General features: G+C 66.8%; 10 protein-coding genes. 8 read left to right on the top strand and 2 right to left on the bottom strand.

Annotation, left to right across the window (positions count from 1 at the left end; all coding sequences use genetic code 11):
* Positions 1 to 38: 38 nt before the first annotated feature.
* From J8I87_RS09515 to J8I87_RS09505, 3 genes are all read left to right on the top strand, one after another.
* On the top strand, positions 39 to 497 hold the full coding sequence (locus J8I87_RS09515) for an Rrf2 family transcriptional regulator (protein ID WP_209931197.1): 459 nt from the start codon (positions 39 to 41) through the stop codon (positions 495 to 497).
* 94 nt (positions 498 to 591) lie between these two features.
* On the top strand, positions 592 to 1,239 hold the full coding sequence (locus J8I87_RS09510; protein WP_209931196.1) for an NAD(P)-dependent oxidoreductase: 648 nt from the start codon (positions 592 to 594) through the stop codon (positions 1,237 to 1,239).
* A 210-nt stretch (positions 1,240 to 1,449) separates the two neighbouring features.
* Complete coding sequence (locus J8I87_RS09505; RefSeq protein WP_209931195.1) at positions 1,450 to 4,071, top strand: mechanosensitive ion channel family protein; 2,622 nt, start codon at positions 1,450 to 1,452, stop codon at positions 4,069 to 4,071.
* A 98-nt stretch (positions 4,072 to 4,169) separates the two neighbouring features.
* Here J8I87_RS09505 and J8I87_RS09500 read toward each other — a convergent pair whose 3' ends face one another.
* Positions 4,170 to 4,802, bottom strand: coding sequence for a cysteine dioxygenase family protein (locus J8I87_RS09500; protein ID WP_209931194.1), 633 nt, complete (start codon positions 4,800 to 4,802; stop codon positions 4,170 to 4,172).
* A gap of 130 nt (positions 4,803 to 4,932) precedes the next feature.
* Between J8I87_RS09500 and J8I87_RS09490 the strand changes: the two genes are divergently transcribed.
* Positions 4,933 to 5,415 (top strand): Lrp/AsnC family transcriptional regulator, encoded by a 483-nt coding sequence (locus J8I87_RS09490; protein WP_209931193.1) that lies wholly within the window; start codon positions 4,933 to 4,935, stop codon positions 5,413 to 5,415.
* A 150-nt stretch (positions 5,416 to 5,565) separates the two neighbouring features.
* Positions 5,566 to 5,766 (top strand): hypothetical protein, encoded by a 201-nt coding sequence (locus J8I87_RS09485; RefSeq protein ID WP_209931192.1) that lies wholly within the window; start codon positions 5,566 to 5,568, stop codon positions 5,764 to 5,766.
* A 61-nt stretch (positions 5,767 to 5,827) separates the two neighbouring features.
* Here J8I87_RS09485 and J8I87_RS09480 read toward each other — a convergent pair whose 3' ends face one another.
* Positions 5,828 to 8,395 (bottom strand): FUSC family protein, encoded by a 2,568-nt coding sequence (locus J8I87_RS09480; RefSeq protein ID WP_209931191.1) that lies wholly within the window; start codon positions 8,393 to 8,395, stop codon positions 5,828 to 5,830.
* A gap of 212 nt (positions 8,396 to 8,607) precedes the next feature.
* Between J8I87_RS09480 and recC the strand changes: the two genes are divergently transcribed.
* From recC to recD, 3 genes are read left to right on the top strand one after another with little or no spacing between them, the layout of a single operon-like run.
* Positions 8,608 to 11,991, top strand: a complete 3,384-nt coding sequence (recC, locus tag J8I87_RS09475) for an exodeoxyribonuclease V subunit gamma (protein ID WP_209931190.1) — start codon at positions 8,608 to 8,610, stop codon at positions 11,989 to 11,991.
* Entirely contained in the window at positions 11,988 to 15,704 is a 3,717-nt protein-coding gene (recB, locus tag J8I87_RS09470) for an exodeoxyribonuclease V subunit beta (RefSeq protein WP_209931189.1), read from the top strand. Before recC ends, recB begins: the two co-directional genes overlap by 4 nt.
* The gene (gene recD / locus J8I87_RS09465) at positions 15,701 to 17,728 is read left to right on the top strand and encodes an exodeoxyribonuclease V subunit alpha (protein WP_209931188.1); all 2,028 of its coding nucleotides are present in this window, start codon (positions 15,701 to 15,703) and stop codon (positions 17,726 to 17,728) included. Before recB ends, recD begins: the two co-directional genes overlap by 4 nt.
* The last annotated feature ends 4 nt before the right edge of the window (positions 17,729 to 17,732 follow it).

Raw genomic sequence — 17,732 nt, 5'->3', positions numbered from 1 at the left:
GTGTCGCGCAATTTGTGCGCATCGGATGATCTAGCGCTGTGAATACGAGTAGCCGGTTCGCGTTTGCGGTTCATGTGCTCGCCTTGCTGTCGTTGCAGGAGGGCTCGCCGTTGTCGTCGGAAATGATCGCGGGGAGCGTGAACACGAATCCCGTGCTGATCCGGCGCCTGCTCGCGATGCTCGCGCAATCGGGCCTCACGACGTCGCAACTCGGCGCGGGAGGCGGCGCGCTGCTCGCGCGCGAACCGCAGGACATCACGTTGCTCGACGTCTACCGCGCGGTCGACGACGCGCAACTGTTCGCGATGCATCGCGAGACGCCGAATCCGGCGTGCATGGTCGGCCGTAATATCCAGACGGTGCTGACGGGCATCATCGGCGATGCACAGCAGGCGCTCGAAGCATCGCTCGCGTCGCGCACGCTGGCGGACGCGACAGCCGACGTGGTGCGCGCCGAGCGTTCGCGCGAACGCAAGCGCAAAGCAGCGCGCGGCTGAGCGACAACTCAAGATTAGCAGCCGGGGCCATGCCCCGATTTTTTTAACGAAATATGTAATCAATAAAGTTACATTTAAGGCAAGGAGCATTGATATGGCCAAGGCACTCGAGATCGCGCTGTTCGGCGCAACGGGCATGATCGGTTCGCGGATCGCGGCGGAAGCGGCGCGTCGCGGGCATCAGGTGACGGCGTTTTCGCGCAATCCGGAGCGCGTGCCCACAGGTATCGCCAATCTGAAATCGGCGCAGGCCGACGTGACGGACGCGGCGAGCGTCGCGTCCGCGGCGCGCGGGCACGATGTCGTCGCGAGCGCGTATGCGCCGCCAATGGACAACGTCGCGCTAATCGGCAAAGCGACCCGCGCGCTGGTCGAGGGCACGCGCGCGGCGGGCGTCAAGCGTCTCGTCGTGGTAGGCGGCGCGGGCTCACTGGAGGTTGCGCCCGGCACGCAGCTCGTCGATACGGAAGGCTTTCCCGAAGCCTACAAGGCGATCGCGCTCGCGCATCGCGACGTGCTGCCGATTCTGCGCGCGGCCGCCGATCTCGACTGGACGTTCTTCGCCCCCGCCGCGCTGATCGCACCGGGCGAGCGCAAGGGCACGTTCCGCACGGGCGCGGGCGCGCTGATCGTCGACGCGCAGGGCAACAGCAGCATTTCGGCGGAAGACTACGCGATCGCGTTCGTCGATGAACTGGAGCAGGGCCGTTTCGTCCATCAGCTCGCGACGGCCGCGTACTGAGGGGTTCGAATCATCGTCCGGCGCGCGCGCAAGCTCCGCACGGCGCGCCGGAGCGCCTGATGCGCCGCCGCGCAAGCGCACTAACATTCGGTTACGCATCGGGGAGCCTTCCCTCGGCGACACCCGCTAAACTTGGCGTCTCCTGTGCCGACGGGTTGGCAGTTCAACGCCTACACCCGTCCCATGCACGCTGCTCAGTCACGGTTTGCCATGAAGTCATGCCTCGCGCGGCGTGAATCGCGGGCTACGCCGTTATTCGGCGGGCTTCCAGCGTTCGACGCCGTCGTTTGCGTTTTTTTCCGTTTTTTTTCGCACGCCACATCATTGGGCGCGGCGCGTTTCAGCTCGCGTATGCGATACGCGCTGTGCGTCTGGCTGGCGCTCGCGGCAGGCTCCATGGCGATGCCGGGCGTCGCGCGGGCCGCCGGGGCCGCGAGCGGTACGCCCGTCATTCCGGCGCTGCAGAGCCTCATCAACAGCGCGACGGTGTCCGCGGCAGCGCCCGCATCGGGCGCGTCGGCTGCCGATGCGGCGTCGGCGCCGTCGCCCGCCAGTCAGGCGGAACTCGCGAAATCGCTCGACAGCGTGATCACGACGCTCGACAACGACCGCCAGCGCACCGCGCTCGTCAGCCAGCTGAAAAAGCTGCGCGAGGCGACGAAGACCGTCGGCCCGCCCGCGCCCGCACAGCCGAGTCCGGGTCTGCTCGGCGCGATCGCGGCGGGCATCGCGTCGTTCGAATCGGATGTGCATCAGGGCCGCACGCCGTTCGACTACTGGTCCGGCCGCTTCAATGCGGCGGGCAACGAGATCTACACGATCGTCATGAGCCAGGGGCGCGAGCATTTCGGCCGCGTGCTCCTGAACATGATCGCGGTGCTCGCGGGTTGGGGCGCGTGCGCGGGGGCCATCATCTACGTGCAGCGCAAGCTCTATGCGCGGTTCGGCATCGTCGTGCGGCTCGATCCCAATCCGACCACGCGCGAATTGCTGATCTTCGCACTGCGCCGTGTCGGTCCGTGGATCGTCGCGTTTCTCGCCGCGCTGATGTTCGTGCGCGGGATGCCCGACTCGCTGGGCCGCACGATCGCGATGGTGATCGCGTATGCGATCGTCGCGGGCGCGGTGTTTTCGGCGATCTGCCTGATCATGTTTTCGCTGTTCGGCTCCGGGCACCGGCGCGCGGCCGTGCGCGTGCTGATCGAGCACGGGCGGCGCTTGCTGTTCGTGATCGGCATCTGCAGCGCGCTCGGCGACGCCGCCGTCAACTACGACGTGGCGCATGAACTCGGCACGAACCTCGCGGCGCTGGTGTCGACGGTGTCGAACATGACGGCGGCCGCGCTGACCGCATACTTCGCGCTCGCGTTTCGCCGTCCCGTCGCGCATCTGATCCGCAATCGCGCGTACGAACAGCGGCACGATCACAAGGCCGCCACCGATGCGTTCGACGTACTCGCGTCGCTCTGGCACGTGCCGATGCTGGTGCTCGCGACAGCCTCGGTGATCGCGACGATCGGCGGTATCGGCAGCGGCGAGAACGTGCTGCAGATTTCCGTCGTGACGGCGCTGCTGCTGGTGCTGGCGTTTTTCCTGTCGGCCATCGTGCTGCGCGTGACGCGGCCGCGCAACGCGCGCCGGCGGCGCCGCTCGCCGTATCTGACGCGCCTTTTGCGCTTCATCGGGACGCTGCTCACGCTCTTCATCTGGCTCGCGTACTTCGAGTTCGCGGCGCGCCTGTGGGACGTGTCGCTCGCGCAGATCATCGAGGAGAGCGTGACGGCGCGCGGCATCGCGCACGCATTGATGGCGATCCTGATCACCGTATTCGTGTCGTGGCTCGTCTGGATCCTGATCGACACGGCGATCCAGGAAGCCGTCAATCCGAGCGGTCCGCGCAACAAGTCGAAGAATCCGAGCATGCGCGCGCGCACGATGCTGCCGCTCGTGCGCAACGTGCTGTTCGTGACGATCCTGACGATCGCGGGCATCGTGACGGCGGCCAATCTCGGCATCAACGTGACGCCGTTGCTCGCGGGCGCAGGCGTGATCGGTCTCGCGATCGGCTTCGGCGCGCAGTCGCTGGTCAGCGATCTGATCACGGGCCTGTTCATCATCATCGAAGACACGATCTCGGTCGGCGACTGGATCGACATCGACGGCGGCCACGCGGGCACCGTCGAGTATCTGTCGATCCGCACCGTGCGCCTGCGCGACGGCCAGGGCGCGATTCATGCGATCCCGTTTTCGCAGATCAAGATCGTGAAGAACCTGTCGCGCGATTTCGCGTACGCGGTGTTCGAAGTGCGCGTGCCGTTCTCCGCCGACGTCGACGAGGTGACGCAACTGATACGCGCCGTCGGCGCGGACCTGATGGCCGATTTCCGTTACCGGCGCGAAATACTCGGCCCCGTCGAGGTGTGGGGACTCGACCGGTTCGATCCGAACTGGATGGTCGTCAAAGGACAGATCAAGACGCGGCCATTGCAGCAATGGAGCGTCGCGCGCGCGTTCAATCTGCGCCTGAAACGGCAGATGGACGAAGCGGGCATCGAGATTCCGGTCCCGCAGATGCGCGTGCATACGTCGCGCGGCGACGAATTGGGCGAAGTGTTGATGGAAGAAGACGTCGTGCAGCACGAGCACGAGCGCGAGTTCGCCACGGGCACGACGGCGCCGTTCAGGCCGGCGCCGGCTGCGCACAGGCCAGCCGGCCCAATGGCGCCGGCGCGCGACGTATCGCATGAGCCGCGCCCCGCGCCGCCGTCGACGGGGCAGACGGCGTCCGTGCCGCCGCAGATTCCGACGGCAGGCGACGTCGGCAAGACCTGAAAGGGGTAAAGGCTTTTGACAGAAAGGCGTCACGCAATCATGCATGACGCCTTTCGTTTGATGTGGATCGCGTGCCTCAACAAACAGCGGCCCGATGTTCAGCCGATAACGGCGGGCGCGCTTCTCGCGACGCGCACGATGTCGTTGACGTGCGTGGTGATCTGTTCGCCGGGCACGCCGTAGATGTGAAGCGAGATGGCGGACGTATCGCTGACGTTGCCGAGACGATGGATGCCCGCGCGGCCTGCGCGCGTGAACGACACGGCGCCCGGCTCGCGCGACTGCTCGCGCACGGGCGTTGCCGCGTCGGCCGCTGCGTTCCAGTCATAGACGGTTTCCGTCAACGTGCCGTCGATCATCGCATAGCCGCACCATGTATGGTGCGCGTGAATCGGGCTCGCCTGGCCGGGCATCCACACGAGCGCGGCGATCGCGTAGCGGCCGAGCGGATCGGCGGCAAGCAGGTGCCGCCGGTAGCACGTGGCGGCGCCTTCGCGCTGACCGCCGGTGAGGAGCAACGGGTCGGCGGCGGCTTCCGCCAGCGCCGCGCGCACATCTTTCGCGAAGCTTGCTCGATGCGACGGATCGGGCGCACCGGCGCAGCCGTCGAACGAGGCATCGAGCGCGTGACACAGCCGCGCGACGGCGCAGCCGGGCGATACTGCGGCAATGTTGAAAGCGGATTGGGCCAACGGGTGTTCGAGCAGGTTCGGGCTGGCTGGATGGTTCATGAAAGGCTCCGCGTCGTTATTTTTAAGGCCGGTAGGTTCGTCATTTATACCCACTTGCGCGGAGAAAGAGTTTTCATATAATTCCCTCGTCTTGACGAGAAATAGAATAATTTTCTATCCGGGTGGAACAATGGGAATGGACATCATTGATCGGCGGCTTCTCGAACTGCTGCAGGAAGATGCCACGATGCCGATTGCGGAACTGGCGGCTCGCGTGAACCTGTCGCAGACGCCATGCTGGAAGCGGGTGCAGCGGCTCAAGGAAGCCGGCGTTATTCGCGCGCAGGTCGCGCTATGCGATCCGCGCAAACTCGGGGTCGGCACAACGGTATTCGTCGCGGTGCGCACGAACCAGCACACCGAGGCTTGGGCGCAGACCTTCACGCGCGCGGTGCAGGACATTCCCGAAGTCGTCGAGGTCTACCGGATGAGTGGCGAGACGGACTATCTGCTGCGCGTCGTCGTCTCGGATATCGACGACTACGACCGGATCTACAAGCAGCTGATTCGCGCCGTGCCCTTGTATGACGTGAGCTCCAGTTTTGCAATGGAGCAGATCAAGTACTCAACGGCGTTGCCCGTCCGGGCGTCCGTGGTCGCGGAAGGGCGTTGATCGGCTGTGGCTGGACGGATGGCTATCGCGGTGCGGCCGTATCGCGATCGCGCATCGCGCAAGACACATTGCAAGCCGCGCGCAAGGTGCTTCGGCGTAGAATGCCCGCTCCGCTGAACCGCTGAACCCATCGCAGGCAGAGCCCGACTCATGAACGATCCGCGCAAGAAGAAAAACCCGACGTTCGGCGTCGCTGTGTTCATCGTCGTCGTCGTGTTGCTGGTGATCGCGACGATCCTCTACAACGCAATCACCGAAAAGCGCGAGTACGAGCGCGAGAATCCCGTGGATTCGACGGCGTCCGCCGCTTCTGGGGCAGCCGTGAATGCCCCCAGGGGCGCATCGCAGTGAGCGGACAACCGGAAGGCTGCGCGTAAGTGACGTGTGCTGGACGCCAGCGCACGCATGTGCATCAGTTTTCCGGCAACCGGATCACGCTCGCGTCCTTGCGAATCAAAGAAGACGCCGTCAACATCTGCTTGCATTGATGAACGAGGATTTTGAGTTCATGTACGGCGTCCGGCGCGCAATCCGGCGAGCGCTCCGCGTCGACAACCATCGTATCGAGTTCGCGCGACAACAGTCTTGAAGCCTCGGCCTGATCGGCGGCGGGTGGATTGCCTTCCTCGGCCTGCGCGAGGTTGTCGCGGATGACCGTCAGCGCGCGTTGCAACGGCTGATGCGACGGCCCGCCCATGTGCTGGGACGACGTGCGCAGCAGCGGCGCGGCCGCCGTGATCTGTGACGCGAGCACATGCGATCTCACGAGCAGATCGTTCAGCTCCGGCACGAACTTCTGCGCGGACTTGGGCTCCAGCATCATCCGTTGAAACGCCTGGCCGAGATTGGCGAACGCCACGTGCACGTTTTTGCGCGCAAGCCTGTAGCGATAGTCGCGATCGAGGGCGCTTGTGGCCGCCGCGGCGGCAGCTGTGGGCGCGGGCTTTGCGGCAGCCGTGGGCGATGTCACGCCGGCAGGGTTCGCGGCACCCGAAGCGGCGGGCTGCCGTACCGCACCTGTCGCCGCTGCGTTTGCCACTCGTCCATTGCCCGCACCCGACGCGTTCGAAGAACCCGGCGTGGCGCCCGCGGCCGCGAGCGCCGCAGCTTCGTCAACCCCGGCGGCGACCCCGGTGGCAACCCCAGCGGCGACCCCGGCGACGGCGCCGCTCGCGGCGACTTCCGCCATCGCGACCGCGGGCGAAAGAGCAGCCGCTTCCGTCAGCGCGGCGGGCGCTGAGACGGCGGGGGCGGCGGCAGCCGGCTTGCCGCTCCACCACCAGCTCGCTTCCAGATAGCTGCGCATGGCCGCGATCATGTCGTTGACGAGCTTGCCCATCAGCCGGTATTCCCAGTACGGGAACAGGTGGCTCGCCGCGATTGCGATCGCGCAGCCGACGACGGTATCGATGGCCCGCTCGCCGATGATATGCAGACTGCCCGGTGCAAGCAGATGGAACATCAGCAGCACATACGACGACGTGAAAACGACGCTCGCCGTGTAGTTGAAGAGCAGCAGGCTGTAGCTCATCACCATTGACGCGAACATCACGATGATGAGGATATGCGGCTCCTTCACGCTCATGATGAGCGCGATGCTCGCGGCACAGCCGATCAGCGTGCCGACGATACGCTGCCCGTTGCGTTGCTTGGTCAGCGAATAGCCCGGTTTCAGAATGATGACGGTTGTCATCACGATCCAATAGGCGTTTGTGAGCGGCAACAGGCGCCCGAGCCAGAAGCCGATCGCGACCGCGATCGTCATACGCAGCGCATGTCTGAAGCTCGGCGAAGCCATCGTGAGATTCGAGAAGATCGAGCCGAACGGCACGCGGCGGCTCGACACGAAACGCGTGAGCGCCTGGTCGATGCGCAGGTCGGTTTCCTTCGTGCTCTCTTCGTTTGCGAGATTCTTGCGCATCTTGTCGATCAGGCGCGTCGCGCTCCAGACGCGCCTGAACGATGCGGAGATAGCCGAATAGGCTTCTGGGTTCTTCTTCGGCAGATCCTGCTTGCGCATTAGCTCGATTTCGAACTCGATTGCGCGCAGCTCGGCCTTGACGTTGATGCGCGCGCGCGGCGGCTCGTTCTGCAGCACGGCGAGGCCGATATCTTCGAGGTCGGCGGCTGCCTTGCGGATCAGGTCGCGATAAAAGATGAGCAGGTCCGAGCCGCCGAACGTGTTGCGCACGAGCGGGTAGTCGGTATGCGCGCCGACGAACTGCTCGTGCAGGTCGACGGTATGGATGAACAGATTGAAGAGCGTCGCGCGGCGCGGCTCGAGCCGGCCGCTCTTGAGCTTGGGCAGGTTGCGCAGCACGATGTCGCGCGCGGCATCCTGCATCGCCACGGCCGCGATTTGCCGCGCGACGAGGTTGCGGTAGCACTCGTCGAGATCGTTGTCGAGATCGAAGAAGTCCGCGCGCGCGAGCAGATAGTCGGCGAGCGCGAACACGCTTTCGGCGAGCGCCTGCTGCTCGATGCGATACATCATCCAGCGGCTGACCAGCGTCGACCAGTACGTGAACCACAGGCCGCCCACCAGTATCCAGGCCGCGTTGACGAGCGCCTGCATCGGCGTGAAGTGCTCTTCGAGCGTCACGACCATCATGAAGAGCGTCGCGAAGCTGATCTGCGGCCAGCGGTTGCCGTACACGACGATCAGCGACAGCACGAACGTGAGCGGTACGACGGTGCACCACAGCGCGATTGGATTGACCGTCGCGAGCCCCGTGGCCAGCGCGGCCAGGAATCCGATCACGCTGCACGCGAGCATTTCGTTGTGCTTGTACTTGAGCGGCCCCGGCATATCGACGGCGCACGCGCCGAGCGCACCCGTCGCGATCGTGAAACCCAGTTCGCGGTTGTGAAAGACGATCAGGCAAAGAATGGCGGGCAGCGAGACGCCCACCGCGATGCGCAGCCCGCCATAGAAGTACTGGCTATACAGAAACTTTTTGATTTCGACTGAATAGCGCATCGCGACTGGCTGATGTTTCTCGTCTGTACGTGGATGAAGCAGTCTGGGTCGTTCCCAGCCCAAACTGCCGTCGAGTCTAACTGATTTGTCCATGCCCGCAACATTGGCCGAATGGCCAGGTTTCGTGATGCCGAATGCGTTTGATATGCTGTCGCATCCTTTCTTGACCAGGTCTTGCGCGCAAGCGCCGGGCCGCACGTTCGCGCTGCTCCATGCTCCAGCTTTTCTATTCGAACCGGTACGATGTGCTCGTCGGCGCGCTGCTCGACGGGCTCAGCGAGCAGCCCTCCAGTCCGTGGACGGCGCAACCGGTGATCGTGCCGAGCGCAGCCGTGCGGCGCCGGCTGGAACTCGATATCGCCGCGCGCCAGGGCGTGTGCGCGAACATCCACTTCGGCTATCTCGCGCAATGGCTGTGGTCGCAGATCGGTGGCGTGATCGACGTGCCGCCGCGGTCGCCTTTTGCGCCGGACCGGCTCGTGTGGCGCTGCTACCGTCTGCTTGGCGACGCGGACGAAGCACGGCCCTGGAATGCGTCACCACGCTTGCGCAGCTATCTCGATGCCGCCGACGCACCAATGCGCTATGAACTCGCGCGCCGCGTCGCGACGGTGCTCGATCACTATCTGACCTATCGTGCCGAATGGCTGCTGCAATGGCAGAAGGGCGGTTCGATTTTCGCGGGCGGCGCGGCGGGCGATGCCGCCCATACGCCCGACACGGGCCCGCGTCTGATGGGCGCGAGCGCCGCGGCGCGCGAGGACGAGCGCTGGCAGGGCGCGCTATGGCGCACGCTGCTCGGCGAGGTGGCAGGCGACGCGCACGCGGCGGACGCCGCCACGCCGCCCGCCTATCGCTTTCTCGACGAAGTCCGCACGCTCGATCTCGATGCGATCGCGAAGGCCGAGTGGCCCGAGGCGGTGAGCGTGTTCGCGCTGCCGACCATGCCGCCCTTGCACGTCGCGCTGTTGCGCGAACTGTCGCGCTGGATCGACGTGCGTCTGTACGTGATGAACCCGTGCCGCGAGTTCTGGTTCGACATCGTCAGCGTGGGCCGGGCGGAAGCGCTCGATGCGGCGGGCCAGCTCGACTATCAGGAAGTCGGTCATCCGTTGCTCGCGGAATGGGGCCGGCAGACGCAGGCGCAATTGCACATGTTGCATGAGCTGACGGAGAGCGCGGCGTCGGGTGAGGCCTCAGGTTTCGTGGAGAACGCCGCGCCCACGTGGCTCGCCGCCGTGCAGAACGCGATGCTCGATCTGCAGAGCGAACGCGCGCTCGCCGCAAAGCCCGAAGCGCGCGGCATCGAAGTGCACGTGTGCCACAGCCTCGCGCGTCAGCTCGAAGTGCTGCACGACCGGCTGCTGGGCTGGTTCGACGAGTTCGACGATTTGCAGCCTTCGGACGTGCTCGTCGCGTTTCCCGACCTCGGCGCAGCGGGGCCGTTGATCGATGCCGTATTCGGCACCGCGCCCGTTGGCGACACGCGCCGCATTCCCTACCGCATCACGGGCTTGCCGCCTTCGCAGGCGAACTCCGTTGCGCGCGTGCTGCTCGACTGGCTCGCGTTGCCCGAACGCAATGTCGGTGCGCCGGAGCTGATCGAATGGCTGCGCGTGGATGCTGTCGCCGCGCGCTACGGCATCGACGCGGCAGCCCTCGAAGACATTCAGGAATGGCTCGCGGCGGCGGGCGCGCGGCGCGGTCTGGCGCCCGAGCCGCGCGCCGACAGCGCGATTCCCGTCGCGCGCCACACGTTCGCCGACGCGCTCACACGCCTCTTTCTCGGCTACGCGATGCCCGAAGGCGGCGCGCCCGTCGACGCGTGGCTGCCCATCGAAGGTGCCGACGGCTCGGACGCCGAGCTGCTCGGGCGGCTCGCGAGTTTCGTCGACGACGTGGATGCATTCGCTCGCCGTTGCGCCGACGACATGACGCCCGTCGAATGGACGCAGTTGCTGCTCGAAGTGCTGGGCCGCTGCTTCGACGGCGGTGTCGATCATGCCGATACGGTGTCCACTGTGCGCGACGCGATCGACGCGATCAGCGACGCGATGAGCGTGGGCGCGGGGGACATTGCATTGCCCGCGGCCGTGGTGCGCACGGCGTTGTCCGAAGCACTCGACGACCCGGCGCGCGGCGGCGTGCCATGGGGCAGCGTCACGTTTTCGTCGCTGACCAGTCTGCGCGGCTTGCCGTTTCGAGTGGTTTGCCTGCTCGGCATGGATGACGGCGTGCTGCCGAGTCTCGCGCGCGCCGACGAGTTCGATCTGATGGCGGAATTCGGCAAGGCAGGCGACCGTCAGCGCCGCGACGACGAACGCAATCTGTTTCTCGATCTTCTGCTGGCGGCGCAGGACCGGTTGCTGATCGCCTACACAGGGCGAAGCATCCGCGACAATGCGCCGTTGCCGCCCGCCGCGCTCGTCGATGAACTGCTCGATCACCTCGCGCGCGTGTCGTCCGAAGAGGATGCGTCACCCGCGGAACTCGATGCGGCGCGCCGGGCGTTCATTGTCGAGCATCCGTTGCAGCCATTCGCTTCAGAGTATTTCAACGCGAAGAGCGGCCTCTTCACCTACGACGCCGACCGCGCGGAACTGGCCGCATTGCTGGCCGATCCGCCGCGCGATGCCGTCGCGCCATTCTTCGATGCGCCGCTGCCCGCCGAGCCGCGCGAAAGTGTCGCGTTCGACGACTTCCAGCGCTTCTGGCGGCATCCCGCGCGCGCGTTGCTGCGCGACCGCCTCGGCATCGTGCTTTCCGATGTGCAAGGCGAACTGCTCGACATGGAACCGTTCGAGCTCGACTACGCAGGCCGCGATGCGCTCGCGGAGCGCCTGTTGCCCGCGTTGCTCGACGGCGGCCTGGAAGACGAAGCGTTCGAGCGCGTGCGCCGGGTCGCGGAAGCGAGTCCCGAACTGCCGGGCGGCGCGACGGGCGCCGTGTGGCGCTCGCGCGAGCTGTCGGCCTTGCGCGGGCTCGCGCAACGCGTGCGGCGCGAAGTGGCGTCGGGCGTGACGCGCTTGCCCTTTACGCTCGACATCGACGCGCGCTGGCCCGACACCGAAGGCGTGGCGCTGTTCGGCGCCTACGACGCGCGGTTGCGCGACATTGCACAAGGTCCGCTGCAATTGCAGGGCACGCTCAATCTGCTGACACAGACGGGGCAAGTCGTGTTTCGTTACGCAAGGCCTGGCGCGCGTGACTATCTCGGCGCGTGGCTTTCGCACCTCGTCTACTGCGCGGCGTTGCCCGATGGTCCGCGGCGCACCGTCTGGCATGCAAGCGGCGAGTCGTTCGAGTTCGCGCCCGTCGCGAGCCCGCTCGATCAGCTTGCGCCGCTTGCCGCTCTGTTCAGGGCGGGGCGCGCGTTTCCGTTGCGCTTCTTCCCGAAGAGCGCGTGGGCGAAGATCAGCGATAGCGATTCCGCTGCGCAAGGCGCATGGATCAGCGACCGCGTGCGCGGCGAATCCGACGACGCCGCGTTGCGCATCGCGTTTCGCGGCAGGCAGCTTACGCTCGACGAGCCGTTCGGCACGTTGGCGTCGCTGGTCTTCAAGCCGCTCGTCGCGCATTTGAGGAGCGCGTCATGACGGGCGCTGTGTGGACGCATGCGCTCGCCGCGCAAGAGCTCGACGTGTTCGCGTGCGATCTCGACGGCGTCAATCAGATCGAGGCATCGGCGGGAACGGGCAAGACGTGGAACATCTGCGCGCTCTATGTGCGGCTCTTGCTGGAGAAGAATCTGAGCGCGGATCAGATTCTCGTCGTGACCTTTACGAAAGCGGCGACGGCCGAGTTGCACGAGCGCATTCGCGGCCGGCTTGCGGAAGTCCAGCGCGCGATCGAAACGGGCGACGACGGCGGTGATCCGTTCATCATCAGGCTGTTTGAAACGACGCTGTCCGAAGCACGCGGCGCTGATCTGGAAGCGGCCGCGAAAGTCGTGCGCCGCGCGCTGCGCACGTTCGATCAGGCCGCGATTCACACGATCCACGCATTCTGCCAGCGCGCATTGCAGGAAGCGCCGTTTGCCGCCGCGATGCCGTTCGCATTCGAGATGGAAGCCGACGACGCTGCGCTGCGCTTCGAACTCGCGGCCGATTTCTGGCGCGAGCAGGTCGAGCCCGTCGCGGCTGCGCATCCTTCGTTCGCGGCATGGCTCGTCGAAAAGCGTGCAGGCCCGGCGTCGCTCGACGAACAGCTTGCGCGGCGCCTGAAGAAACCGTTGGCGCAATTGCGCTGGGGCGATCTCGATGAACCACAAGCGGATGCGCCGCAAGCAGTACGTGAGCGCTTTAGTGTCGTGTGCGAGATGTGGCTCGCCGGACGCGACACCATCGTGCGCCTGCTCGAAGACGCGCAAGAGCGTCTGAAGCAGAACTCGCACAAGCCCGAAGCCATCGGCGCCGCGATAGCCGCGTGGAGCGACTATTTCGCGCAGGACGATTGTCACGCGGCGCCGCCGAAGGCCGCGTTGAAACTCACGGCAAGCGCGCTCGCGAAGGGCACGAAGGTGAAGTTCGAGCCGCCCGCGCATCCGTTCTTCGTCGCCGCCGAAGAACTGGCGGCCGCGGCTTTGGCGGCGGAAGCCGCGCAGCGCGCGCGCTGGCTGGGCCTCGTGCAGAAGTGGCTCGACTATGCGCCCAGCGAATTGACGGCGCGAAAGCGCACGCGGCGCGTCGTGTCGTTCGACGATCTGCTGTCGAATCTGCATCGGGCGCTGTCCACGCATGTATGGCTCGCCGATGCGTTGCGCGCGCGCTATCCCGCCGCGCTGATCGACGAGTTCCAGGATACCGATCCGCTACAGTTCGCGATCTTCAACCGCATCTTTGCGCCCGCCGGGCCGCTGTTTCTGGTCGGCGATCCGAAGCAGGCGATCTACAGTTTCCGCGCCGCGGATCTGCACACCTATCTCGCTGCGCGCGCAAGGGCGTCGGCGCGCTATACGCTCGCCGTCAACCAGCGTTCGACGGCGCCCATCGTCGAAGCCTGCAACCGCTTCTTCGAAGCAAACCCTCGGGCGTTCGTGCTCGAAGGGCTCGACTACCAGCCGGTGCGCGCAGGCGAGCGCCCGCGGCCGCCGTTCGCGGATCGCGCCGGGCCAGCCGGCGACTTCCGCATCTGGACGCTGCCGCAAGGGGATGCGGCATTGACGAGGCGCGACGCGCAGCGCGAGGCAGGCGAGGCGTGCGCGGCGGAGATCGTGCGGCTGTTGCGCGGCGCGCGCGAGGGCAACGTCACGATCGGCGACAAGCCGCTTGCGCCCGGCGATATCGCCGTGCTCGTGCAGACACACAAGCAGGGCAGTCTGATCAAGCGCGTGCTGTCTGCGTGGGGCGTCGGCAGCGTCGAACTCGCGCAGGCGTCGGTGTTCGAGTCGCTCGACGCGGAGCAGATCGAGCGCGTGCTATGCGCCGTCGATACGCCGGGCGACTTGCGCCGCCTGCGCGCCGCGCTCGCAACGGACTGGTTCGGTCTCGACGCCGCTTCGTTGTGGCGGCTCGAGCAGATCGACGACGCCACGTCCACGCCGTCCGGTGCGGCGCAGTCCGTCGACGCGATGAGCTGGGTCGAGCGCTTTTCGCGTTACCGCTCGCTATGGCACGAACGCGGCTTCGCGGTGATGTGGCGCACGCTGATGCGCGATTTGCGCGTGGCGCAGCGCCTCGTCGCGGGCGCGGACGGCGAGCGCCGCCTGACCAATGTCAACCATCTCGCCGAGCTTGTGCAGGCGCGCGCCGCAACGCAGCCGGGCATCGCGCCGACGCTGCGCTGGCTCGCCGCGCAGCGCGCGGGTGGCGGCCGCGGCGGCGAGGAGGCGCAACTGCGGCTCGAATCGGATCGTAATCTCGTGCAGATCGTGACCGTGCACAAGTCGAAGGGGCTCGAATATGCCGTCGTGTTCTGTCCGTTTCTCAACGACGGCAGCATGCGCGAGCCGCCGTCGTCGGGCTTGCCCGATGCGCGCGAATATCATGACGCCGATGGCGCGGCCGTCCTTCACTACGGCTGTGACGACGAGCAGGCGGGGCACGCGAGCCGCCAGGCCGCGCGCGAGCAGGCGGCCGAGCGGGCGCGGCTCATTTATGTCGCGCTGACGCGGGCCGTGTATCGCTGCTACCAGGTGGCGGGGACCTATCTGTCGTCGCGCTCGACGAAGGAATCCGCACGCAGCGTGCTGAACTGGCTCGTCGCGGGCAGCGGGCGCGAATTCGACGAATGGCTTGCGACGCCAGCCGATGAAGCCGTCATCTATCAGCATTGGCAAGCGCTCGAGGGCGGGCCGGTGGCCGTCGGCCCGTTGCCGTCCGTCGCGCGCCGCGTGCCGCTCGAAACCATCGCCGAAAGCGGCGCCCTCATGCGTGCGCGCACGAATGGGCGCACGTTGCGCGACGCGTGGCGGCTGGCAAGTTTCAGTTCGCTGATCGCCGCAGGTTCGCGCGCGGACGATCCCTCCGCTGCAAGCGATGAAGCGCGTCCCGATCACGACGAACTCGCCGATCTGCCGGCTGCGCCGAACGCGCCATCGTTCGATGCAACGTCGGTGCCCGTCGAGCTCGCGCCCGACGATATCCTCGCGTTTCCGCGCGGCGCGGCGGCGGGCGAGTGCCTGCACCGGATGTTCGAACTCGCCGATTTCTCCGATCGCAGCACATGGGCGCATGCGATCGAGCGCGCGCTTCACGAGCGGCCCGCGCCTGCCGCGCCCGAACTCGCGCAGCGCTTGCCTGCGATGATGCATCGTCTGCTGGGTGATGTGGTGAATACCGAACTCGTGCCCGGCATGACACTCGCCGCGCTCGATCCGAAGCGCCGGCTCAACGAGCTGGAGTTCCTGTTTTCGGCGGCGTCGCTGGAATTTCCGGCCCTGCGCGTGTTGCTCGCCGCGCACGGCTGTCCCGATGTCGTGCTCGAATCGGGCGCGCTGCGGGGCTTCGTCAAGGGATTCATCGACCTGATCGTCGAGCACGAGGGGCGCTTCTGGGTGATCGACTGGAAATCCAACCATCTCGGCGACACGCGCGAAGACTATGCCGCCGCGCCGCTCGATGAAGCGATGGCGAGCCACGCGTATCACTTGCAGGCGCTGCTTTATACGGTCGCGCTGCATCGCTACCTGCGCGTACGCGTTGCTGGTTATGACTATGAGAGACACGTTGGCGGTTATCTGTATCTGTTCGTGCGCGGCGTGCGGCCCCGGTGGCGCGAGGGGGATCATGCGGCGGGCGTTCACGCGCGGCGGCCCGACTACGCGCTTGTCGCCGCGCTTGATGCGCTGATGGACGGAGGCACGCAATGAGCACGTTCGATCACACGTTGCCCGATGTCGAAGTCAACGTGCCCGCGCCCGCGGATTTCAGCACTGCGCTCGCGGAAGGCTTTGCGCGGCGCATGAGCGCGCTCGCACAGCGCGGCGGCGCATCGGCGGACGGCGTGCGTTGGGCCGCGCGTGCCGCGTTCGCCGTGAGCCGCGCGACGTCGGAGGGACACGTCTGCGTGCCGCTCGAGGAACTCGCGCAGCGTTACGAGGCGGGCGTCGAGCACGTGCGCGACGCATTGCTCGCGAGCCACGTCGCAAGCGACGGCGCGCAGCCGGCGCATGCGTTGCGTCCGCTCGTCGTCGACCGCGAGGGGCGGCTATATCTCGCGCGTTACTACGATTACGAGCGGCGGCTCGCGCAGTCGCTCGTCGCGCATGCGCAAGCCATGCGCGGCGACCAGGTTTCGGACGGCGGGTCGCCCCACGGCATGAGCGAACGACTGCTGCGCTATTTCGGCCCGCCGCAGGATGATCAGATCGACTGGCAGCGCGTGGCCGCCGTGATGGCGCTGTCCGGGCGGCTCACGATCGTCAGTGGAGGGCCGGGCACGGGCAAGACGACGACGGTCGTCGGCGTGCTCGCCTGTCTGCTCGACGCGCGCGCCGACTTGCGCATTGCGCTCGCCGCGCCGACGGGCAAAGCGGCGCAACGGATGCAGGAGGCGCTGCTCGCGCGGGCCGGTTCGCTGCCGCCCGAACTGGCGGCGCGCTTGCCGCAGACGTCGTTCACCTTGCATCGATTGCTGGGCACGGGGCCGGACGGGCGTTTCCGGCATCATCGGGACAATCCGTTGCCGTATGACGTGATCGTGATCGACGAGGCGTCGATGATCGACGTCGCGATGGCCGCGCATCTGTTCGATGCGCTCGCGCGGGACACGCATCTCGTGATGCTCGGCGACAAGGATCAACTCGCGGCCGTCGAGGCGGGCGCCGTGTTCGCCGAGTTGAGCGCGCAGCCCGCGTTCACGGGCGAGCGGGTCGGCGTGATCGCGGCGGCGCTGAAGCTCGACGAGCACCGGCTGCGCGCCGCGTTGCCCACGGCTGCCGCCGCCTCGACGGCAGATCAAGAGCGGGCGCCTTTCTCCGGAGACCTGTTCAGCATGCCGCCCGACGAGACGCCGCAGGCGCAATCGCAGCCCGCGCCGCTTGCCGATTGCGTCGTATGGCTCGAGCGCAACTATCGCTTCGGACTGGACTCCGCGATCGGCCGGCTGTCGCTCGCGATCCGGCGCGGCGCGGCGCAGCAAGCGCTGGAGGTGCTGGTCATCGATCCTTGCGCGCCATGCGCGGCGGCGTTCCACGAAGACAGCGAAGCGGTGCCTTCGGAGCGCACGATCCAGCGGCTGGCCGCCGGTTTCGCGCCGTATGCGCAAGCATTGTCCAAAGCGCTTGCCGACGCACCCGCAGAGGCCGCCCCGGGCGCGGCGGCCCACGCGCTCGGGCTTTTCGACGCGCTCAACCGCTTTCGCATCCTGTGCGCGACGCGCCTCGGGCCGCGCGGCGTCGATCAGATGAATTCGGCGATGGCAGCGCATGTGCGCCGCGCCGCGCGCGTGCCGCTGGCGATGGGCGCGCAGTGGTTCGCGGGGCGGCCCGTCATGGTCACGCGCAACGACTATGCACTGGGGCTTTTCAATGGAGATATCGGCATCGCGCTGCCGGGCGCCGACGGCGCGCTGCGCGTGTACTTCCGCAGCGCGGATGGCGGCTTGCGCGCGGTGTCGCCCGCCGCGTTGCCGCCGCACGATACAGCGTTCGCGCTGACGGTCCACAAGTCGCAAGGCTCGGAGTTCGAGCATGCGGTGCTGATGCTGCCGTCGACATTCAGCCGCGTGTTGTCGCGCGAACTCGTCTATACGGCGATCACGAGGGCGCGCGAGCGGGTCGAGGTGGTGGGGGCGCGGGCGGTGCTGTTGCGCGCGATCGCGACGCCGACGCAGCGCGATTCAGGGCTCGCCGCGCGGATCGCCGAGGCGATGCGTGGCGGCCGTATGGTTTAGCGGC

Source organism: Paraburkholderia sp. LEh10 (assembly GCF_017814945.1).
Taxonomy (GTDB): Bacteria; Pseudomonadota; Gammaproteobacteria; order Burkholderiales; family Burkholderiaceae; genus Paraburkholderia.
This window is presented reverse-complemented; position numbering and strand designations above follow the sequence as displayed.